At 68.4% G+C, this 20,906-nt stretch carries 21 protein-coding genes; 13 read left to right on the top strand and 8 right to left on the bottom strand.

What is annotated here, in order from left to right:
* Positions 1 to 82: 82 nt before the first annotated feature.
* Entirely contained in the window at positions 83 to 1,486 is a 1,404-nt protein-coding gene (locus GKZ92_RS08365; protein ID WP_155225167.1) for an NAD(P)H-quinone dehydrogenase, read from the bottom strand.
* Positions 1,487 to 1,817: 331 nt separating this feature from the next.
* Between GKZ92_RS08365 and GKZ92_RS08360 the strand changes: the two genes are divergently transcribed.
* On the top strand, positions 1,818 to 2,300 hold the full coding sequence (locus tag GKZ92_RS08360; protein WP_006359212.1) for a gamma-glutamylcyclotransferase: 483 nt from the start codon (positions 1,818 to 1,820) through the stop codon (positions 2,298 to 2,300).
* 118 nt (positions 2,301 to 2,418) lie between these two features.
* Here GKZ92_RS08360 and GKZ92_RS08355 read toward each other — a convergent pair whose 3' ends face one another.
* Entirely contained in the window at positions 2,419 to 3,654 is a 1,236-nt protein-coding gene (locus GKZ92_RS08355; RefSeq protein ID WP_155225166.1) for an amidohydrolase, read from the bottom strand.
* Positions 3,651 to 4,352, bottom strand: coding sequence for an enoyl-CoA hydratase/isomerase family protein (locus GKZ92_RS08350; protein ID WP_155225165.1), 702 nt, complete (start codon positions 4,350 to 4,352; stop codon positions 3,651 to 3,653). Before GKZ92_RS08350 ends, GKZ92_RS08355 begins: the two co-directional genes overlap by 4 nt.
* A 99-nt stretch (positions 4,353 to 4,451) precedes the next feature.
* Here GKZ92_RS08350 and GKZ92_RS08345 point away from each other — a divergent pair, with 99 nt between their 5' ends.
* Together GKZ92_RS08345 and GKZ92_RS08340 are read left to right on the top strand one after the other, a co-directional pair.
* Entirely contained in the window at positions 4,452 to 5,255 is an 804-nt protein-coding gene (locus tag GKZ92_RS08345) for a purine-nucleoside phosphorylase (protein ID WP_006359209.1), read from the top strand.
* Between the two features lie 58 nt (positions 5,256 to 5,313).
* A complete protein-coding gene (locus GKZ92_RS08340) occupies positions 5,314 to 5,982 on the top strand; it encodes a hypothetical protein (protein WP_075862870.1) in 669 nt (222 codons plus the stop codon).
* 30 nt (positions 5,983 to 6,012) lie between these two features.
* Here the strand turns inward: GKZ92_RS08340 and upp are convergent, their stop codons facing one another.
* Positions 6,013 to 6,636 carry a uracil phosphoribosyltransferase gene (upp, locus tag GKZ92_RS08335; RefSeq protein WP_006359207.1) on the bottom strand — a complete coding sequence of 208 codons (624 nt, stop codon included), beginning with the start codon at positions 6,634 to 6,636 and terminating at the stop codon, positions 6,013 to 6,015.
* A gap of 188 nt (positions 6,637 to 6,824) precedes the next feature.
* On the opposite strand from upp, the gene GKZ92_RS08330 reads away from it, so the two are divergent.
* The 3 genes from GKZ92_RS08330 (at position 6,825) to GKZ92_RS08320 (ending at position 9,418) form a co-directional block, all read left to right on the top strand.
* Positions 6,825 to 7,115 (top strand): type VII secretion target, encoded by a 291-nt coding sequence (locus tag GKZ92_RS08330; RefSeq protein ID WP_155225164.1) that lies wholly within the window; start codon positions 6,825 to 6,827, stop codon positions 7,113 to 7,115.
* Complete coding sequence (locus GKZ92_RS08325) at positions 7,115 to 8,077, top strand: C40 family peptidase (RefSeq protein WP_155225163.1); 963 nt, start codon at positions 7,115 to 7,117, stop codon at positions 8,075 to 8,077. Before GKZ92_RS08330 ends, GKZ92_RS08325 begins: the two co-directional genes overlap by 1 nt.
* Positions 8,078 to 8,155: 78 nt before the next feature.
* Positions 8,156 to 9,418, top strand: coding sequence for a primosomal protein (locus tag GKZ92_RS08320; protein WP_155225162.1), 1,263 nt, complete (start codon positions 8,156 to 8,158; stop codon positions 9,416 to 9,418).
* On the opposite strand, the gene GKZ92_RS08315 is transcribed toward GKZ92_RS08320, so the two are convergent.
* Genes GKZ92_RS08315 through GKZ92_RS08305 form a run of 3 tightly spaced genes read right to left on the bottom strand, consistent with a single transcriptional unit; the run spans position 9,415 to position 12,271 of the window.
* A complete protein-coding gene (locus tag GKZ92_RS08315) occupies positions 9,415 to 10,530 on the bottom strand; it encodes an adenosine deaminase (protein WP_006359203.1) in 1,116 nt (371 codons plus the stop codon). The genes GKZ92_RS08320 and GKZ92_RS08315 overlap by 4 nt on opposite strands.
* Positions 10,527 to 11,870 (bottom strand): thymidine phosphorylase, encoded by a 1,344-nt coding sequence (locus GKZ92_RS08310; protein WP_042376746.1) that lies wholly within the window; start codon positions 11,868 to 11,870, stop codon positions 10,527 to 10,529. Before GKZ92_RS08310 ends, GKZ92_RS08315 begins: the two co-directional genes overlap by 4 nt.
* Positions 11,867 to 12,271, bottom strand: coding sequence for a cytidine deaminase (locus GKZ92_RS08305; RefSeq protein WP_006359201.1), 405 nt, complete (start codon positions 12,269 to 12,271; stop codon positions 11,867 to 11,869). Before GKZ92_RS08305 ends, GKZ92_RS08310 begins: the two co-directional genes overlap by 4 nt.
* Before the next feature lie 225 nt (positions 12,272 to 12,496).
* Here GKZ92_RS08305 and sdhC point away from each other — a divergent pair, with 225 nt between their 5' ends.
* From sdhC to GKZ92_RS08285, 4 genes are read left to right on the top strand one after another with little or no spacing between them, the layout of a single operon-like run.
* The gene (sdhC, locus tag GKZ92_RS08300; RefSeq protein WP_006359200.1) at positions 12,497 to 12,901 is read left to right on the top strand and encodes a succinate dehydrogenase, cytochrome b556 subunit; all 405 of its coding nucleotides are present in this window, start codon (positions 12,497 to 12,499) and stop codon (positions 12,899 to 12,901) included.
* A gap of 12 nt (positions 12,902 to 12,913) precedes the next feature.
* On the top strand, positions 12,914 to 13,369 hold the full coding sequence (locus GKZ92_RS08295) for a succinate dehydrogenase hydrophobic membrane anchor subunit (protein ID WP_005195959.1): 456 nt from the start codon (positions 12,914 to 12,916) through the stop codon (positions 13,367 to 13,369).
* Positions 13,370 to 13,383: 14 nt separating this feature from the next.
* Positions 13,384 to 15,138: a succinate dehydrogenase flavoprotein subunit gene (sdhA, locus tag GKZ92_RS08290; RefSeq protein ID WP_006359199.1), complete on the top strand. Its 1,755-nt coding sequence runs from the start codon at positions 13,384 to 13,386 to the stop codon at positions 15,136 to 15,138.
* On the top strand, positions 15,138 to 15,926 hold the full coding sequence (locus GKZ92_RS08285) for a succinate dehydrogenase iron-sulfur subunit (protein WP_006359198.1): 789 nt from the start codon (positions 15,138 to 15,140) through the stop codon (positions 15,924 to 15,926). The genes sdhA and GKZ92_RS08285 overlap by 1 nt, the downstream gene beginning before the upstream one ends.
* Here GKZ92_RS08285 and GKZ92_RS08280 read toward each other — a convergent pair.
* On the bottom strand, positions 15,923 to 16,540 hold the full coding sequence (locus GKZ92_RS08280) for a TetR/AcrR family transcriptional regulator (protein WP_042376743.1): 618 nt from the start codon (positions 16,538 to 16,540) through the stop codon (positions 15,923 to 15,925). The genes GKZ92_RS08285 and GKZ92_RS08280 overlap by 4 nt on opposite strands.
* A gap of 173 nt (positions 16,541 to 16,713) precedes the next feature.
* Between GKZ92_RS08280 and GKZ92_RS08275 the strand changes: the two genes are divergently transcribed.
* From GKZ92_RS08275 to GKZ92_RS08260, 3 genes are all read left to right on the top strand, one after another.
* Positions 16,714 to 17,877: a cytochrome P450 gene (locus tag GKZ92_RS08275; RefSeq protein ID WP_075862868.1), complete on the top strand. Its 1,164-nt coding sequence runs from the start codon at positions 16,714 to 16,716 to the stop codon at positions 17,875 to 17,877.
* Positions 17,878 to 18,441: 564 nt separating this feature from the next.
* Positions 18,442 to 19,980, top strand: a complete 1,539-nt coding sequence (locus GKZ92_RS08265; RefSeq protein ID WP_042376737.1) for an APC family permease — start codon at positions 18,442 to 18,444, stop codon at positions 19,978 to 19,980.
* Positions 19,970 to 20,899 (top strand): universal stress protein, encoded by a 930-nt coding sequence (locus GKZ92_RS08260; protein ID WP_042376735.1) that lies wholly within the window; start codon positions 19,970 to 19,972, stop codon positions 20,897 to 20,899. Before GKZ92_RS08265 ends, GKZ92_RS08260 begins: the two co-directional genes overlap by 11 nt.
* Positions 20,900 to 20,906 lie beyond the last annotated feature (7 nt).

Genomic DNA, 20,906 nt, shown 5'->3' with positions numbered 1-20,906 from the left:
ACATCTCCCCCCACGTCGCGGTGTGCCCGGTTCCGGGCGGATTCTCGACGACCCTACCGTGATCGAGGGGGCTCGCCGGTTGTCAGTCCAGATCGTCGTGACGGACGAGCTGACGCGCCGCCTCGGTGATCGACCCGGACAGCGACGGGTACACCGAGAAGGTCTGTGCGAGATCGCCGACCGTCAGTTTGTTCTGCACCGCGAGGGCGAGCGGGAGGATGAGCTCGGAGGCGTTGGGGGCCACCGCGACACCACCGATGACCACGCCGGTGGCGGGGCGGCAGAAGATCTTCACGAAGCCGCGGCGCAGGCCGCTCATCTTGGCGCGCGCGTTGGTCGCCAACGGCAGCATCACGGTGCGGGCGGGGTACTCGCCGGCGTCGATGGCCTTCTGCGACACCCCGACGGTGGCGATCTCTGGACGCGTGAAGATCGCCGACGCAACGGTTTTCAACTTGATGGGGCTGACGCCCTCGCCCAGTGCGTGGTAGACCGCGATGCGGCCCTGCATGGCGGCCACCGAGGCGAGCGGTAGCAGGCCGGTGCAGTCGCCGGCGGCGTAGATGCCGGGCACCGAGGTCCGCGACACCCGGTCCACCTGGATGTAGCCGCCCTTGTCGACCTCGACACCGGCCCGCCCGAGTTCGAGGTTCGCGGTGTTGGGGATCGAGCCGACGGTCATCAGCACGTGGCTGCCGGTGACGGTGGACCCGTCGGCGAGATGCGCGGTGACGGTGTCGCCGTCGCGGACGACCTTGTCGGCGCGGGCATGCTTGACGAGTTCGACGCCCCGTTCGGCGAGGGCGTCCTCGAGCACCAGGGCGGCGTCCTCGTCCTCGTGCGGGAGCACGCGGTCGCGGCTCGACACCAGCGTCACCTTCACCCCGAGTTCGGTGTAGGCGTGGACGAACTCGGCGCCGGTGACACCCGAACCGATGACGACGAGATGCTCGGGCAGCTCCTCGAGGTCGTAGAGCTGACGCCAGGTGAGGATGCGTTCACCGTCGGGCTGGGCGTCGGGCAGGATGCGCGGCGACGCACCGGTCGCGATCAGGACGACGTCGCCGTCGAAGCGTTGGGTGCTGCCGTCGGCGAGGGTCGCGAAGACGCTGTGGGTCGAGACGCCGACCTGCGTCTCGTCGAGCACGGCGGTACCGGAGACCAGCTTGACGCCCTCGCTGACGAGTCGTGACTTGATGTCGGCGGACTGGGCGAAGGCGAGGTCGCGCACACGCTGATGGATCTGCGGAAGCGTGATCAGGGTGTCGTCGGCCTTGATGTTGATGCCGAGATCGACGGCGCGACGGACCTCGGTGCGGATGCCGGTGGAGGCGATGAAGGTCTTGGAGGGCACGCAGTCCCACAGCACACAGGCGCCACCGATGCCGTCGGAATCGATCACCGTGATGTCGGCTCCGTACGCGGCCGCGGCGAGCGCCGCCTCATATCCCGCTGGGCCACCGCCGATGATGACGATCCTGGTCACTGTGCACTCCTGTCCTTCACCGGTCTCGCCGCGGCTGCCCTCGTGGGGCACCGCGCGCCCGATGTGGTGTTGTCGAATGGGCGAACTGGCTGGCGCCGGACCGGCGGGCGTCCGACCGAATGGTGTCCGACGGCAGATCCGACTGGGTCGAGCCCCGCGGGGTGGTGCGTCGCTCTGGTGTGGCGGACCGTCGCATGGTGTCGCGCCATGTACCAACCTAGTCCGGATCGTTCCGCAACACTCAGGTGGTGGCCCCGCATGCGTCGTACGCCACTCCTTCGCCCCTGCCTGTCGCCTTCCGGAGTCGCCCCCGACCCACTAGGCTCCATCCGTGCCGATTTACGCAGCCTACGGAAGCAACATGCATCCCGAGCAGATGGCGGAACGTGCGCCACACTCGCCGATGTCGGGTACCGGATGGCTTCGCGGGTGGCGTCTGACCTTCGGTGGCGGCGACATCGGCTGGGAGGGATCCCTGGCGACGGTCACCGAGGATCGTGATGACCCCGACGCCCGTGTCTTCGTCGTCCTGTACGACGTGACCACCGAGGACGAGGAGCTGCTCGACCGCTGGGAGGGCTCCGAACTCGGCATCCACCGCAAGATCCGCGCCCGCGTCGACACCGCCGACGGCCCCGTGCTGGCCTGGCTCTACGTGCTCGACGCCTACGAGGGCGGTCTCCCCTCGGCCCGCTACCTCGGTGTCATGGCCGAGGCGGCGGAGATCGCCGGTGCCCCCGCCGACTACGTGCAGGACCTGCGGTTGCGCGAGTCGCGCAACGTCGGCCCCGGGCCGGGGCCCGTCGAATCCTGAGGCCAGGGCCCGTCGAATCCTGAGGCCAGGGCCCGTCGAATCCTGAGGCCAGGGCCCGTCGAATCCTGAGGCCAGGGCCCGTCGAATCCTGAGGCCGGGGCCCGTCGAACCCTGAGGCCTAGGGCGCGAACGGCGGCGTGAGCTCCGGCGGTTCGCCGGCGGCGCTGCGCGCGTTGAGGACGACGCCCGCGAGGGTGCGGACACCGATCGCCAGGGCACGTTCGTCGAGGTCGAAGTTCGGTGCGTGCAGATCGACCTGCGGGCCGAAACCGTCCCACACGCCGAGCCGGGCCATCGCGCCCGGCACCTGCTCGAGGTACCAGGAGAAGTCCTCGCCGCCGGGTGACTGCGGGGTGGCGGCGACGGCGTCGGGGCCGATCGCGGCGACCGCGCGTTCCAGCATGCCCACGGCGATCTCGTCGTTGACCACGGGCGGCACACCCCGGAAGTAGGAGAGGTCGTAGCGCACGCCGAGCGGCGCCAGGAGTTCGCCGACGACGCTGCGGACCAGCGGTTCGAGCGCGGCCCAGGTGTCGTGGTCGCCGGTGCGTACCGTGCCGCGCATCCTGCCTTCCTGCGGGATGGCGTTGGCGGCGCTGCCGGCGTTGGCCGCACCCCACACCATCACGGTTCCCGAGCGCGGGTCGACGCGCCGCGACAGAACCCCGGGCAGCCCGGTGATCACGGTGCCCATCGCGTAGATCAGGTCGCCGGTCAGGTGCGGGCGGGACGTGTGGCCGCCCGCGGAGTGGAGTTGCAGGTCGATGTGGTCGGCCGCCGAGGTCAGCGGACCCGACCGCAGGCCGACGGTGCCGACGGGCAGACGCGGATCGCAGTGCAGCGCGAAGATGCGTCCGAGCCCGCTGGTCACTCCGGCCTCGATGGCGTCGAGCGCACCGCCGGGCATGACCTCCTCGGCCGCCTGGAAGATCAGCCTGACCCCCACCGGGAGCGGTCCGGCCGAGGCCAGGAGCTTGGCCACGCCGATCAGGACCGCCGTGTGGGCGTCGTGTCCGCAGGAGTGGGACGCACCCTCGACCGTCGAGGTGAACGGGAGGCCGGTGTGTTCGGTGACGGGCAGCGCGTCCATGTCGGCGCGCAGGCCGATCCGCGGTTCGCCGGCCGGCCCGAGGTCGCAGACGACGCCGGTACCCAGCGGGAGCCGACGCGGGTCGAGCCCCGCGGCCGACAGCTCGGCCATCACCAGTTCGGTGGTGCGCACCTCTTGCCGGGACAGTTCGGGGTGGGCGTGGAGGTCGCGCCGCCAGGCGATCAACCGAGGACCGTGCGCGGCCAGCCATGCGTCGATGATCTTCGACGCGTCGGGCAGGCTGCCCGCCTGCGCACCGGTCACGACAGGACCCCGGCGGGAGTCGGGACGGCGAGGTCGGCGAGCAGCGGTCCGCGGAGTCCCCGCTTGATCAGCGCGAGGTTGGGACCCACCGTCGCGGCACGGGCTGTGGCGATCTCGGCGGCGCGGGCGGTCAGTCGATCCGCCTCCACCGCCTCGTCGACGATGCCGGCGGCGACCGCATCGGCGGCACCGTAGCGGCGGCTGGTGTACATCGCCTCGGTCGCGGTCCGGTCGGTGAGTCGCGTGCGCAGGAGCGTCGACATGCCGCGGGTGAACGGCATGTTCAGGGCCGCCTCGGGCAGCGACCAGAAGCCGCGCTCGGTGCGCATCACCAGGTGGTCGGCGCAGAGGGCGAGCATGGCGCCGGCGCCGAAGGCGTGCCCGTTGACGGCCGCGACCGTCGGCACCGGGAGGGTGAGGATCGTGGCGTACAGCGCGTGCACCCGGTCGAGGTATGCGGGCAGCTGATCCGGCGCGGCGAAGATGTGGTCGGTGTCGAGCCCGTTGGTGAAGAACTTGCCGGTCGCGGTCAGCACCAGCGGACGCGTCGGGTCGGCGCTCACCTCAGCGAGCAACCGTTCCACCTCGTCGAGCCATTCCAGACGGAAGCGGTTCTCGGGGTTCGACTCGTCGAGCTCGGCGCCCTTGGCCCCGAGATGGAGTTCGACGACCTCCCCGACCTCGTTGAGATATGGCATGAACTGACCTTATCGCTCCGCGGAGTCCACTCCGCGCACGGCGCTCGCACGACGCCGCAGTGCCGCACCGGCGTCGGGATCACCGTTTAGGGTTGGCGCATGGATCCCACTGCCGACGCCGACGCCGCGGCCATCGTCGCGGCCGCCACCATCGCCGCCGAGACCGACGCCGCCGCACACGATGTGGCCGTGATCCTCGGTTCCGGGTGGGCCCCGGCGGCCGACGCGTTCGGTGCACCGATCCGTTCGCTGCCGATGTCCTCGATCCCCGGCTTCACCCCGCCCAAGGCTGCCGGCCACGGTGGCGTGATCCATTCCGTGCGGGTCGGTGACCGCCGAGTCCTGTTGATGCTCGGCCGGATTCACGCCTACGAGGGTCACGACCTCGCGCGGGTCGTGCATCCGGTGCGTACCGCGGCGGCCGCCGGCGTCCACACGGTCGTGCTCACCAACGCCGCCGGTGGTCTGCGCGAGGACATGTCGGTGGGTCAGCCGGTGCTCCTCTCCGACCATCTCAACCTGACCGCGCGTTCCCCGCTGGTCGGCGCGCAGTTCGTCGACCTCGTGGACGCCTACTCCCCGCGGCTGCGCGGGATCGCCCGCCGCGTGGACCCGGCGCTCGCCGAGGGTGTTTACGCCGGCCTGCCCGGACCGCACTACGAGACCCCCGCCGAGATCCGCATGCTGCGCACGCTGGGCGCCGACCTGGTCGGCATGTCCACGGTGCACGAGACCATCGCCGCCCGGGCCGCGGGACTCGAGGTCCTCGGGGTCTCGCTGGTGACCAACCTGGCCGCCGGGATGACCGGTGAACACCTCAGTCACGCCGAGGTACTCGAGGTCGGGCGTACATCGGCGACGCGTATGGGCGAACTGCTCGCCCAGATCATCGGCGAGCTGTAGAACCGATCCCGGCGGCGATTCCTTCCCCGACGAGTCCCGACAGAACTCGAGGAGCACCATGACCTACCCACCCGACGGTTCCGGCGGTTACCCGCCCGGCGGGTACCCGGGCGCCTACGGGCCGGGTGGCCATCCGCAGGGTCCGCCGCCCCCACCGCCGCGTTCGCCGTGGACATCACCCGCGGTCCTCGTGGCCATCGGCGCCGGCATCCTGCTGGTGGTCGCGGGCGTGCTGGCCGCATTCCTGCTGATACCTGCCGACGAGGAATCGTCCGACGAGGTCGCCGCGAGTTCCACGACCTCGGAGCTCCCGACGGTCACGAGCACGGTCACCCAGTCCCCGCCGACGACCCAGACCACCATCACAACCACGCCGTCGCCGCCGACGAACCGTCCCGCCCCGCCCGTGGCGGGCGCCGATTGGCAGGGATTCGTGACCGGCCCGCGCTGCAACGCCGCCGACGACCCGGCGGTCGCGATCGGTCAGACTTCCCGGTCGCGCGTGGTCATCTGCCAGGTCGGCAACCAGACGGGTCGCTGGTACTACAAGGGGCAGGCACCCGAGGGTGGCATCGAGCTGCAGTTCCCGACCCGTGTCGGCAACACCTTCGAGGCACGCAACGGAGCCGTCCGCTACCTCGTGTCCCCGGCGAGTCTCACCATCGTGGAGGGCGGTTCGGTTCTGGCGAACGAACCGATGCTCGCCTACTGGTCGTCACTCGGCTGACCGATCACGACCGGCCGGCCCGGATCTCCGTCAGCGCGGGCCGAACTGACGGTCGCCGGCGTCGCCGAGTCCCGGCACGATGTAGTTGACGTCGTCGAGGCCCTCGTCGATCGCGGCCACGACGAGACGGCACGGATGGCCCGACTTCTCGAGCAACTCCACACCCTGGGGTGCCGCGACGACGCAGACCGCGGTGATGTCGGTGGCGTTGCGCGCGACGAGCAGTTCGATCGTGTGCAGCATCGACCCGCCGGTCGCGAGCATCGGGTCGAGGACGAAGACGGGCAGCCCGGAGAGGTCCTCGGGCAGGGACTCGAGATACGGCACCGGCTGGGCGGTCTCCTCGTCGCGGGCGATGCCCACGAAACCGACCCGGGACTCGGGCACCATCGCATGCGCCTGCTCGACCATCCCGAGGCCCGCACGCAGGACCGGGACCAGCAGCGGCGGCTTCGCCAGCCGTGATCCGGTGTGCGGGACCAGTGGCGTCTTGATCTCGAGGTCGGCACGGGGCGCGGCCGCCAGAGCCTCATAGATCAGCATCTGGGTGAGATCCGAGAGTGCCGCACGGAATCCGGCGTTGTCGGTGGTCTCGTCTCGCATCGTCGTCAGACGAGCGGCGGCGAGAGGATGGTCGACGATCAGGCGTTCCATGCCGACCAGACTATTTCCTGTGCCTCACCCACGTGCGCATTGAGGTATCGCGCAACGCCGCCGACGAGGTTCGATCGCACCCGATGGAACCGAACCGGCGCCCGCCGCGTCAGAAACCCATGAGCCCGCGATCCACGGCCCCATCCGCCGTCCTCCCCCCTCCCGGGAATGCCCGGGAAACCGTCCTGATGACGAAATCACCGGCGCTGCAGGAATTCTCGTCGACGCACCGCGCCGGGAGCGTGCTGGTCGGCGATCAGGCCCGCACCGACGAGGCGGCTCTGGTCGACCTCGCGATCACGTTCGGGATCATCGGCGCGGAGTTCCTCGCCGCGGTGGTCGAGTTCCTGCGGGTCCACCGGAGCAACCTCGAGACGACGGCGGCGCGGCAGCAACAGGTCGCGTCGGCCACCCGCCGCGCCGACGAGACCTACCTCGCCTGCGACTGCGCGGCCGCCGACCGGGGGTTCACCCTCTGATGCTCGACGCCGCGATGTTCGCCGAACCCCTACGACAGCTCGTCGCCGCGCTGGGCACCGGCGTCCTCACGCCGGGCAATCCGGCGGAGACGATCCGTGCCGCAGCGGATGCTGTCGACGCCGCACGCCGTGGATCGACCGCCGCCACCGAAGCGGTGCGCACGCACTGGGAGGGCTCCGGCGCCGCGGCGGCCGTCGACGCCACGGGACGAGTTCAGCAGAGCATGGGCATGCTGACCGACGACGCCGACGACTTCGCCCGCCTCGTCGAGAGCGCCGGCGGAAAAGTGCAGTCGGCGTCGACCCGACTCCTCGGCCTGGTGGACTCCCTCGAACGTCGGGCTCGCGCCTTCGGGAGCGAGCTGTTCACCCCGGCCGGGCTGCTGACGATGCTGCCGGTGGCGGCCGGGCATCTCGGCCGTGGTCTCGAGATCGTCGCTCGCACACGTGCCGACCTCCGCTCCGACACCGATGCGATGGAGGCCCTCGGCCGGCGGATCGCACCCGCATCGGTCACGACCACCCGCGGCCCGGCCACCGCTGAGCGACTGTCGGTGTCGCCGGTGTCCGGAGGCGTGCCGATCACGCTCCCCGACGGTTCGGTGGCGTACGCGCCGAACGAGCGGGCGGCGAAGGCAGTGCGCGCGGCACTGAGCCAGCGGGGTGTTCCTTATCTCTGGGGCGGGACGACGCCCGCCGGTTTCGACTGCAGCGGTTTCACCAGATGGGCATATCGGCAGGCCGGTCTCGATCTCCCCCGCCTGGCCCAGGATCAGGACACCGCCGGAATCCGCGTGTCACAGGCCCAACTACAGCCCGGCGATCTCGCCGTGTGGTCCGGGCACGTGGCCATGTACATCGGCAACGATCAGATGATCGAGGCCGGCGATCCGGTCGGCGTCTCACCGGTTCGGACCACGAATCTCGACCAGACCTTCGAAGGATTCTTCCGGCCCCGATGACGACTCGGCACGAAAACCGTTCGGCCTCTGTGGGGGCACTACTGGATCCACGGCGATCAATCGCTAGGCTGTGTCCCCATGGCCGGAGACATCGTCCCGATTGAGCTCGGACTCACCGACGGAAACAGCTTCACCCTGTGGGCACCCCGCTGGCGTGAGGGTGACGACGAGTGGGAGGCGTTCCTCGGTCTCGACGAGGATCTCTACGTCCTGCCCGGCGTCGCCGAGCTCGCGGCCTTCGTCCGCACCAATGACGACAACGACCTCGTCGAGCATCCGGCGTGGCCGACCATCGTCGGCGTGCAGGCCGAGGAGTTGATCCCGGACGAGCGCCACACCTACGACCTGGTGGGCGTGCCCGAGCTGGCCGCCGAGGATCCGACCCCCGAGGTCATCGCCGAACTCGAGGACGCGCTCGAGATCGTGCGCATCCTGGGTGAGGTCTGCGAACTGACCGCGATCACGAAGTTCTTCAACGGCAACCCGATCCTGGGTGCGGTCACCACCGGTACCCGCAACTTCGAGGGCCGCGAGGGCACCGACCTCTGGGTCCGCATCGGCCGTCTCATCGCCAAGCACTGGGACGACGTCCTCGACGCCATCGACGAGGTCATCACCACGCCGAAGGTCGACGCCAAGGCAGTCGAGACCGCCGAGGCCGAACTCGAGGCCGCCGCCTCCGCCGAAGACGAAGACGAACCGGACGACGACGACATCGAGATCGTCGAGACCGCGGACGACACCGTCGACGAAGACGAGGACGACGACGAAGATGACGATTACGACGACGACGATTTCTGGGCGTCGGTCGGCATCGACCCGATCAAGATCGTCACGAGCGGCAACGAGTACCTGACGCTGCGCTGCTACCTCGGCGACGACCCGGTGTTCCTGGGCGCCAAGGGCAAGATCTTCGTGTTCACCTCGGCGCGGTCGCTCTCACGTTTCCTCGCCGACGACAACGCCCACGATCTGGCCGAGCTGACGACGTTCGAGGACATCCGGACCGAGGCCACCAACGGCTCACTCGAATTCGACGTCATCGACGACAACGTCTACGTGCTGCCCGGCCTCGCCGAGGACATCGCCGACGGACCCCGCCGCATGGACCGCGATCAGCTCGACCTCGCCGTCGAACTGTTCACCGACGCAGCCGACTACGCCGGCGACGACACCGTCAACGAGGCACTGGGCACGTCGACTCCCCTCGGCTGGTTCGTCGACTACACCGTCAACCCCGACCCGAAGCGGATGGCCCCGAGCGGACCGTTCGACAACGAGGCCGAGGCCTGGCGCGCGCTCGAACACGACTTCGAGACCCGGCTCGTCAAGAAGGGCTAGCCCGAGCCGAGCAGTACCGCGTAACCCGGCTTGATCACGTCGTCGATCACATCGAGCCGTTCGTCGAAGTGGATGAACGCCGACTTCATGGCGTTGACCGTGAAGCGTTCGAAATCGGCCCAGCCGTAACCGAACTGGTCGGCGAGCAGGCCGAACTCCTTGCTCATCGTGGTGTCGCCCATGAGCCGGTTGTCGGTGTTGACGGTGACCCGGAACCGGAGTCGGGCCAGCACGTTGAACGGGTGCTCGGCGAGCGAGCTGACCGCCCCGGTCTGCACATTCGAACTCGGGCACAGCTCGAGCGGAATCCGCTTGTCGCGCACGATGTTCGCGATCAGACCGAGCTTCGCCCCGGTGAAGGAGTGCGCTGCGAGGTCGACGCCGTCGGGGAGTTCGACGTCGTCGAAGACGCGCACTCCGTGGCCGAGACGGTCCGTGCCGCAGAAGCCGATGGCCTCGTGGATCGACGGCAGGCCGAATGCCTCGCCCGCGTGGATGGTGAACGGCGCGGAGTTGGCGCGCATGTACTCGAAGGCGTCGAGATGACGGGTTGGCGGGTGACCGGCCTCGGCGCCGGCGATGTCGAAGCCGACGACGCCGCGATCGCGGTAGCGCACCGCGAGTTCGGCGATCTCCCGCGAGCGGGCCGCGTGTCGCATCGCGGTGACCAGACAGCGGACGATGATCGTCTTCCCGCGGTCGGCGGCGATCCGCTCACCGTCGGCGAATCCGCGCAGCACCGCCTCGACCACCTCGTCGAGGGTGAGCCCGGCCTCGAGATGCTGTTCGGGTGCGTAGCGGACCTCGGCGTAGACGACGTTGTCGTCGGCGAGGTCCTCCACGCACTCACGCGCCACCCGCTCGAGAGCGTCGACGGTCTGCATGACGGCGACGGTGTGGGTGAAGGTCTCCAGATATCGCTCGAGGGACCCGCTGTCGGCGGCCTCGCGGAACCAGCGGCCCAGCCCGACCGCGTCGTCGACCGGCAGTCCGTCGTAGCCGACGTCGTGCGCGAGTTCCAGGACGGTCGCCGGCCGCAGCCCGCCGTCGAGGTGGTCGTGCAGGAGCACCTTGGGCGCGAGGGTGAGATGCGCCGGATCCAGCGTCGTCATCTTGTGAACCTAACCGAATCGATGATCAGTGGCCGGTCGCCGACGCCGCTCGTGTCGCCATCGGTGTCCTCGATCCGCACCGCACCACCGAGACTCGAGCGCGCGCCCGCGATCCGGTCCTCATCCTGCGTGTGCAAGGTGAACAGCGGTTGGCCGGCGCGGACACGGTCGCCCGGTTTGGCGTGGATCATGACACCCGCCTCCGCCGAGACCGATTCACCGGGCTTGGACCGTCCACCGCCCAGTCGCCAGGCCGCGTCCCCCACCGCACGCGCGTCCATGCCGGTCACGACGCCGTCGCGGGCGGCGGTGAACACATCCTGATGCCGGGCAACCGGGAGCGGGGCATCCGGGTCGCCACCCTGCGCGGAGATCATCGACCGCCAGGCGTCCATCGCCCGGCCGTTGGCCAGATGCTCGGCGGGATCGGCGTCGGGAAGGCCTGCGGCGTCGAGCATCTCGCGAGCGAGTGCCAGGGTCAGCTCGACGACGTCGGCGGGTCCGCCGCCGGCGAGCACCTCGATCGATTCGGCGACCTCGACGGCGTTGCCGACGGTCAGGCCCAGCGGAACGCTCATGTCGGTGATCAGCGCCCGGGTGTCGACCCCGGCGTCGTGTCCGAGTTCGACCATCGTCGACGTCAGTTCGCGGGCATCGGACTCGTCGGGCAGGAAAGCGCCCGATCCGGTCTTAACATCGAGGACCAGCGCGCCGGTGCCCTCGGCGATCTTCTTGCTCATGATCGAGGTGGCGAGCAGCGGGATGGACTCGACCGTCCCGGTGACGTCACGCAGCGCGTAGAGCTTGCGGTCGGCGGGAGCGAGGTCGGCGCCGGCGGCGCAGATGACCGCGCCGACGCGTTCGAGCTGGGTGAACATCTCCTCGGTGCTCAACTCGGCCCGCCAGCCCGGGATCGATTCCAGCTTGTCGAGGGTGCCGCCGGTGTGGCCCAGACCCCGACCGGACAGCTGCGGCACCGCGACGCCGAACGACGCGACGAGCGGCGTCAGGGGCAACGTGATCTTGTCGCCGACGCCGCCCGTGGAGTGTTTGTCGACCGTGATCAGCCGACGGCCGTCTCGACGCAGGCCCGTCAGGTCCATTCGACGTCCGCTGTCGATCATGGCGCGGGTCCAGGTCGCGATCTCCCGGCGGTTCATCCCGCGTAGATAGACGGCCATCAACAACGACGACATCTGCTCCGGAGCGACCTCGCCGCGGGTGTAGCCGTCGACCATCCACGCAATCTGCGCGTCGCTGAGTTCGCCGCCCCCACGCTTGATCGCGATGACCGAGACGGCGTGGATCACCTCGTCGGCGGTCTCGATCTCCGACGTCACGACACGACCTGGGCGATGTCGTCGGGCCCGAAGGCGTCGGGCAGCAGGTCGGAGAGGAGACGCGGACCGGCGGGATGATCGACGAGGAGGTCACGGCCGCCGTGTTCGAGGAGCACCTGCCGGCACCGCCCGCACGGCATCAGGACCTTGCCGGAGGCGTCGGTGACGGTCACCGCACGCAGGGACCTGTCACCTTGTGAGATCAACTGTGCGACCAGCGAGACCTCGGCGCAGATCCCCAGACCGTATGAGACATTTTCCACATTGCAACCTGCGACGACACGCCCGTCGGAGGTGACTCCCGCGGCCCCCACGGGGTAGTGCGAGTACGGGGCGTAGGCATGGGACAGCATCTCAGTTGCTCTGTGTCGCAGGACATTCCACTGGATTTCGGTACTCACGCCCACCTCCTGGCAAATGGTGTAACCAACCGGACATGCGCAGTTCATCGGCGCAAAGGCTTGGGTAAGGCAAACCTAAGTCGTAATGTCTTGTGCCTCAAATCGGTTCGGGCAATTTATCACCGGAATGGGCATGGGTTTAGAGTCTCTTGTCATGGGTCCATGGTCGAGTCGGAGCATGCCGATTCGACGCGTCCATCGACGATGTTGGAGGCCACTTTTCCGATGAGCACCTCGACCGAAGTCGCACCTGACCCGGTGCGTCGACGTTCCCTGTATCGCGGCGACCCGGGCATGTGGTCCTGGGTTCTGCACCGCATCACGGGCGTCACCATCTTCTTCTTCTTGTTCGTACACGTGTTGGACACCGCGGTCATCCGCGTCGATCCCAACCAGTACGACCAGATCATCGAAACCTACAAGACCCCGATCATCGGTCTCATGGAGATCGCGCTGGTCGCGTGTGTCCTGTTCCACGCCTTCAACGGCGTGCGCCTGATCCTGGTGGACTTCTGGTCCAAGGGTCCCAAGTACCAGCGGCAGATGCTGTGGGTCGCCCTGACCCTGTTCGTCGTCGTGTTCGGTGCCGGCGCGATCCGCCTGCTGCAGATCCTGTTCAGCCACCTGTAGGAGACACCAGAGATGACCACCTCGGAAGCCACCGGTGTCGCCAAGACCCTCGGCAAGGAACACGACCGTCCGGCGAGCCTGGACAATCCCCGTTCGCCCCGCAAGCCCAAGGGCGGCAACTTCGAGAAGAACGCATGGATGTTCATGCGCTTCTCCGGCCTGATCCTCGTCTTCCTGACCATCGGCCACATGTTCATCATGCTGGCCTGGGACGGCGGCGTGCACCGCATCGACGCCTCGTTCGTCGCCGCTCGCTGGAGTTCACCCGGCTGGCAGATCTGGGATCTGACCATGCTGTGGCTGGCCCAGCTGCACGGCGGCAACGGTGTCCGCACCGTCATCGCCGACTACTCGCGCAAGGACTCGACCCGATTCTGGCTCAACGTGCTGCTGGCCGTGTCGATGATCCTGACCCTGGTGCTGGGCACCTACGCGATCCTCACCTTCGACGTCAACAGCGTCGGCTAAAGGAGACCAAGAACATGCAGGAACACCGCTACGACGTCGTCATCGTGGGCGCCGGCGGCGCCGGGATGCGCGCGGCGATCGAAGCCGCACCGCGTGCCCGCACCGCGGTTCTGACCAAGCTCTACCCCACCCGTAGCCACACCGGCGCGGCTCAGGGCGGCATGTGCGCCGCGCTGGCCAACGTCGAGGAGGACAACTGGGAGTGGCACACCTTCGACACCGTCAAGGGTGGTGACTACCTCGCCGATCAGGACGCCGTCGAGATCATGGCCAAGGAGGCCATCGACGCGGTGCTCGATCTGGAGAAGATGGGTCTCCCGTTCAACCGGACGCCCGAGGGCAAGATCGACCAGCGTCGCTTCGGCGGGCACACCCGCGACCACGGCAAGTCGCCCGTGCGTCGTGCCTGCTACGCCGCCGACCGCACCGGTCACATGATCCTGCAGACGCTGTACCAGAACTGCGTCAAGCACGACGTCGAGTTCTTCAACGAGTTCTATGCGCTCGACATCTGCCTCACCGAGAACGAGGACGGCGAGCAGGTCGCGACCGGTGTCGTCGCCTATGAGCTGGCCACCGGCGAGATCCACGTCTTCCACGCCAAGTCGATCGTCTTCGCGACCGGCGGCTCGGGCCGCATGTACAAGACGACGTCGAACGCGCACACGCTGACCGGCGACGGCATGGGCATCATCTTCCGCAAGGGCCTGCCGCTCGAGGACATGGAGTTCCACCAGTTCCATCCGACCGGCCTGGCCGGCCTCGGCATCCTCATCTCGGAGGCCGTCCGCGGTGAGGGCGGCATCCTGCGCAACGCCGACGGCGAGCGTTTCATGGAGCGCTACGCCCCCACCATCAAGGACCTCGCGCCCCGCGACATCGTCGCCCGCTCGATGGTTCTCGAGGTGCTCGAGGGCCGTGGCGCCGGACCGAACAAGGACTACGTCTACATCGACGTGACGCACCTCGGCGAGGACGTCCTCAACGAGAAGCTCCCGGACATCACCGAGTTCGCCCGCACCTACCTCGGCGTCGACCCGGTCACCGAGTACGTGCCGGTGTTCCCGACCTGCCACTACGTCATGGGCGGCATCCCGACCAACATCAACGGTCAGGTGTTGCGCAACAACGACGAGGTCGTCCACGGCCTGTACGCCGCCGGTGAGTGTGCCTGCGTGTCGGTGCACGGCGCCAACCGCCTCGGCACCAACTCGCTGCTCGACATCAACGTCTTCGGACGCCGCGCCGGCATCGCCGCCGCCGAGTACGCCAACAACGCCGAGTTCGCCGAGCTGCCCGAGCAGCCGACCGAGATGGTCGACAGCTGGCTCGACCTGCTCCTGTCGGATCACGGCCACGAGCGTGTCGCCGACATCCGCACCGAGCTGCAGGCGTCGATGGACAACAACGCGTCGGTGTTCCGCACCGAGGAGACCCTCAAGCAGGCACTGACCGACATCCACCGCTTCAAGGAGCGTTACGCGCACATCCGCGTCCACGACAAGGGCAAGCGTTTCAACAGCGACCTCCTCGAGGCGATCGAGCTGGGCTTCCTGCTCGAGATGGCCGAGGTCACCGTGGTGGGCGCCCTCAACCGCAAGGAGTCGCGCGGCGGACACGCCCGCGAGGACTACCCGGATCGCGACGACGTGAACTACAAGCGTCACACCATGGCGTACAAGAAGGGCACCGACCTTCTCGCGGACATCGAGTTGGACTACAAGCCAGTGGTCGAAACCCGTTACGAGCCGATGGAGCGTAAGTACTGATGACATCTGTTCTGGACAAGCCCGCACCGTCCTCCGACGAGCCGCCGCTGCCCCCGGTGCCCGAAGAGGCCACCATGGTGACGCTCAAGATCGCCCGGTTCAACCCGGAGAATCCGGATGCCCAGGGCTGGGAGAGCTTCCGCGTCCCGGCGCTCCCGACGGACCGCCTGCTCAACCTGCTGCTGTACGTGAAGGGCTACCTCGACGGCACCCTGACCTTCCGCCGCAGCTGCGCGCACGGCGTGTGCGGCTCGGACGCCATGCGCATCAACGGCGTCAACCGTCTCGCCTGCAAGCTCCTCATGAAGGACATGCTCCCCAAGGACAAGTCCAAGGAGATCACCATCACCATCGAGCCGATCCGCGGCTTGCCGGTGGAGAAGGATCTCGTGGTCGACATGGAGCCGTTCTTCGACGCCTACCGCGCCATCAAGCCGTTCCTGATGACCACGGGCAACGAGCCGACCCGCGAGCGCATCCAGAGCCAGAGCGACCGCGCCCGCTTCGACGACACCACCAAGTGCATCCTCTGTGCCTGCTGCACCACGAGCTGCCCGGTGTTCTGGACCGAGGGTTCCTACTTCGGCCCGGCCGCGATCGTCAACGCGCACCGCTTCATCTTCGACAGCCGTGACGAGGGCGCCGTCGAGCGTCTCGACATCCTCAACGACGTCGACGGCGTGTGGCGCTGCCGCACGACCTTCAACTGCACCGACGCATGCCCCCGCGGCATCCAGGTCACGCAGGCGATCTCGGAGGTCAAGCGCGCACTCATGTTCTCGCGCTAATCGATTCTGCTTTCTCTGCAGCCCGGCAACGGCCCGCACCGATTTCGGTGCGGGCCGTTGTTCGTCGACGCCTCGCCCTGGAAGATCCCCGCGATGATCGAGTCCACCAGCGCCGCTTCTTCCTCGGGAGCCGCCGGCCAGAGCAACATCGTCAGGACTGACCGGATCGCGAACCGTGCGGCGACGGCGTCGTCGGGGTCGATGCCGATGAGTTCCGCGGCGACGGCCAGCACGGTCGGTGAGGCGAGCACGGTCGGTGTCGTCGCGATCAGACTTCCCGGCCGGAGGAACTGGCGGATCACCCGGTCTGCACGCAGGGCGCCGACCGCCGCGGTGATCGCGATCCGTGCGCGCTCATCCCCTGTCGTGCCGGCGGCCTCCTCGCGGATCGATTCCAGGACCGGGGCGGCGGTCATCGACAGCACCGCCTCGATCAGCTGGGCACGGCCGCCCGCATGGCGGTAGATCGTCGCTCGTGAGCAGTGCGCTCGGACGGCCAGTTCGTCGACGCTGAACGCGTCGAGTCCACGGGAGGCGATCAGCGCCGCGGCCTGGGAGACGAGCCTCCTCCGTGCCGCGTCGCCACGATCGCCGCCCACGAGCCAGTCAGCCATGCACGCCCTCCGTCGTCGAATCTCATCATGAGACAAGGAACAGCTGGCTGGGTGCGTTTTCTGGCAGGTCAAGAAGGGTTCGTGAGACATCGAATCCCGGCGCCACGATCTCCCCGTGTCGACTTCGGCGAGAACCGTTGTCCCCGCCGCGCCCCGTCGGAGACGCTGGGTGCATGCTCGCACTCGACGACCCCGCCTTCCTCTCGCGTTTCCACACCGGGTCCCCGGTGCAGCAGGTCGGCGACTCCCCGTTCTTCGCCGTTGGTTCCTGGGAGCTCATCGCCGAGGTGGTGCGACGACCCGGGGACTTCTCGTCGAACCTGACCGCCACGATGGTCTGCCACGACGACGGGTCGGTGTCGGAGTTCCCGGTCGCCGGACTCGGCGATGCGATGCACGTCCTGGCCACCGCCGACGGCCCGCGCCACCGCCTCCACCGGTCGCTGGTCATGCCGTCGCTGACACCTGCTCGCATCCGGGCCCTGGAGCCCTTTGTCGCCGAGGTCGTGGACACCGCCTGGTCCGAGGGACTCGACGGCGACACAATCGACTGGACAACAGCTGTGGCACAACGTGTCCCGATCACCGTGGTCACCGGGCTGCTCGGCCTGCCACACGAGGACATCGACGATCTCGCCCGCTGGGCCGGTGCGACCAACGTGCTGATCGACGGCGTCATCACCCCCGGCCAACTCACCACCGCGATCACGGCGGTCGCCGAACTCACCGCCTATCTCGGCGACGCGCTGGACTCGGCGCTACGGAACGAACGGGAGGGCACGCCGGGACGAGGGGTCCTCGACGACATCGCGTCGGCCGTGGCCCGGGCCGACCTGGACCGTCCGGCGGCGGTGATGATTCTCCTGCAACTCGTCGCGGCGGGGTCCGACTCCACTGTCAGCCTGCTGACCGATGCGGTCCGGCTTCTGGCGCGACACCCCGAGGTCGCCGCACGGTTGCGCCACGCGCCCGACCTCATCCCGGCCTTCGTCGAGGAGGCCCTGCGCCTGGAATCCCCGTTCCGGGGCCACTTCCGGCACGTCGTCGCCGACACCACGCTGGGTGACGCCCGCCTCCCGGCCGGCTCGCACATCTTTCTCATGTGGCGCGTGGGCAACCGAGATCCCGAGCACTTCGACGCCGCGCCGGCCATCGACCTCGACCGTGCGACCGCGCGGTCCGGGCACGGCTCGCACCTGGCGTTCGGCAAGGGACTGCACCTGTGCGTGGGAGCCGGCCTGGCCCGCCTGCAGGGTCGTCTGGCGATCGCCCGGTTACTCGGCGCCGCAACGGATTTCCGGCAGACCGCGACCCGCGAACTGACACTCGTCCGATGACCCGGGGAACCGATCGGCACCCAGCTGCGTCCAAGAAGGACCCAGTCACCCCGCCGAACGGAGCGCCGTCGTGGTCCGAATCCTGTACCTCCGCCTACTCCTCACCCTCCTGACCGGCACCGCCCTGTGTCTGGCGGTGTTCTCACCCGCCACGGCGGCACCGGCCCCCGCCCCCGAGCCCCAACGGATCACGATCACCCTGACCTCGGACCGGCAGCAAAACGGCGCCGCCGTATGGTTCGACGCAGCCGCCCGTCTCCGCACCCAGACCCACGTCCCGCTCACGCACCAGGACGGCCACACGAGGTTGTGGTCGGCATCGCTGGTGTACACGAGACATTCGCCGGGCGAACCACTCGACGCGCTATTCCAGTCCGGCGGAGGCTTTTCCAGATGTCAGATCTGGGTTGAGTCCGAACTCGTCGCCGAGGATTCCGCCCGCGGACACGAACCGACGAGCAGGTGCCGAGCGCGCAATTGAGCCGGGTTTCGTACTTGCAGGGAGGAATCGGGAGCAGAATCGTACTCTGTCTTTCGTCGTGATCATGTGAGCGGAGAACCAGCATGGCGGAGCGCATCGAGACCGAGGCGGTCGGAGGCGGCGGCGAGGCCGGCCTCGTGGGCGATCCCGGCAACAAGGGCCTGCGTCTCGGTTCGATCGGGCTGATGGGCAACGTCATCATCGGCTTGTCCGCCGTCGCACCGGCTTACAGCCTCGCTGCCACTCTCGGTTTCGTGGTCGACAGCGTCGGCGCAAAGGCCCCGGCGATGTTCGTCCTCGCCTTCATCCCGATGTTGCTCGTGGCCTTCGCCTATCGCGAACTGTCCCGCGACACCCCGGACTGCGGCACGACGTTCACTTGGGGCACAAAGGCTTTCGGGCCGTGGATCGGCTGGATTGGCGGGTGGGGCCTGGCCGTGTCGGCGATCATCGTGCTCGCCAACGTTTCCGAGATCGCCGCGCTGTACCTGTTCAAGTTCCTCGGCCTCCACGGCCTGGCCGACAGCCTGCTGGCGAAGATCCTGCTCGGCAGTTTCTTCATCATCGCCATGACCTGGATCAGCATCCGCGGCATCGTCATCAGCGAACGCATGCAGGCGATCCTGATGTTCGTCCAGTTCGCCGTGCTCATCATCGCGAGCGTGATCGCGCTGGTGAAGGTCGGCGCGGGCCGGGCCGGCGAGCAGGCGGTCACACCGGAGTGGTCCTGGTTGTGGCCCAGTGGTCTCGACCAGTCGCAGATCGCTGCGGCGGTCATCCTGTGCATCTTCATCTACTGGGGCTGGGATGCGTGCCTGGCGATCAGCGAGGAGACCAAGGACCCCGACAAGACCCCGGGCCGAGCCGCCCTTCTCACGTGCGTGATCCTGGTCGCCACCTACGTGTTGGTCGCCTACGCGGTCCAGTCGTTCGCCGGGTTCGGCGACACCGGGATCGGACTGGGGAACGACGCGAACGACGAGGACGTCCTGACGATCCTGGGAGACCCGGTAGCGGGCGCGGTCTTGTCGTCGGCACTTCTGTTGACGGTCTGCGTCTCCGCGCTGTCCTCGACCCAGTCCACGATCCTGCCCACCGCACGCGGCAGCCTGTCGATGGCCGTCTACAAGGCACTGCCCGAGAAGTTCGCCTCGATCCACCCGCGCTACATGACCCCCGCCTTCGGTACCGGCGTCATGGGTGCCGCGGCCCTCACCTTCTACCTGGTCCTGTCACTGCTCAGCCAGGACACCCTCGCCGACTCCATCGCGTCTCTCGGGCTCGCGGTCGCCTTCTACTACGGGATCACCGCCTTCGCCTGCGTGTGGTACTTCCGCTCGAGCCTGTTCGCCTCCGCACGGAACTTCTTCCTGCGCGGCCTCTTCCCGTTCCTCGGCGGCCTCGCAATGGCGGCGGCCTTCATCCGCTCGGCGATCGACATGATCTCGCCGGACTACGGCGCCACCTCGGTCGGCGGGATCGGTGGCGTCTTCGTCCTCGGGGTGGGCATGCTGGTTCTCGGAATCCCGCTGATGCTCGCCTGTTTCGCCCACAACAGCGACTTCTTCCGGGGCAAGACACTGACCGCGACCACCGAGGTGAAGGTTCCCGATGTCTACTGAGACCGCCGCAACCCGCCCTGACGCAGAGACGCCCATCGACCCGACCGACGATCCGGGCACTCCCCGGCTCACCGTCGGATACCTCGCGACCCCCTCGGGCGCCGACGGGGTCGTCCTCGCCGTGGCGCTCGCCCGGGTCACCGGCGCGGCCATCGACCTGGTGTGCGTGGTTCGCCCGACGCCCTACGACGGCCAGCCCGGGCTCGCCCAGTATCAACAGCGCATCGAGGCGCAGGCCGCCGACTGGCTCCGCGAGGGCGCCGAGCTGATCCCCGCCGGCTTCTCCTATCGCACCGTCGTCACGGTCAACGAGTCCTTTGCCGACGGGCTCGCCTCCCACGCGGTCGACACCGAGGCCAAGATGATCGTCGTCGGCGGCACGGGCGACGGGTTGCTGAGTCGCCACACGCTCGGCACCGTCAGCAACGAACTCGTCCACTCCTCGCCTGTTCCGGTCGCGTTGGCGCCGCGCGGATATGCGGATCGGGTGGACGCGGTCCTCGACATGGTGACCGTCGCCGTCCCGGTCAGACCCGGCGAAGACAATCCGCTCCCGTTCGCCGAGAAGCTGGCCGAACGCGCCAAGCTCGACCTCCGACTGCTCTCGCTGGTCTCCATCGAATCGCCCTTCGACGACGACTCGTCGAGGGACATCCGCGCCGCCCAGATCGCCGTCGCGCGTGAACTCCTCGAGAAGACCCGCTCCGAGGTGAATCCCGAACTCGAGGTCGACGTCCTCGTCGCCGACGGCACAACGCTCGACGAGGCGCTGGCCAATCTCCCCTGGGACGCCAACGACATCGTCGCCATCGGCTCCGGTCACCTCGGATCACCCAACCGGGTCTTCCTCGGCAGCACCGCCTCTCGTATCCTCCGGTGGACGACGGCACCGGTTATCGTGGTCCCCAAGAGCGGCTGACCGAACC

The organism is Gordonia sp. 135 (genome assembly GCF_009720185.1).
GTDB lineage: Bacteria > Actinomycetota > Actinomycetes > Mycobacteriales > Mycobacteriaceae > Gordonia > Gordonia alkanivorans.
Note: the sequence above shows the minus strand (reverse complement) of the source record. Positions and strands in the feature narration are given on the sequence as shown.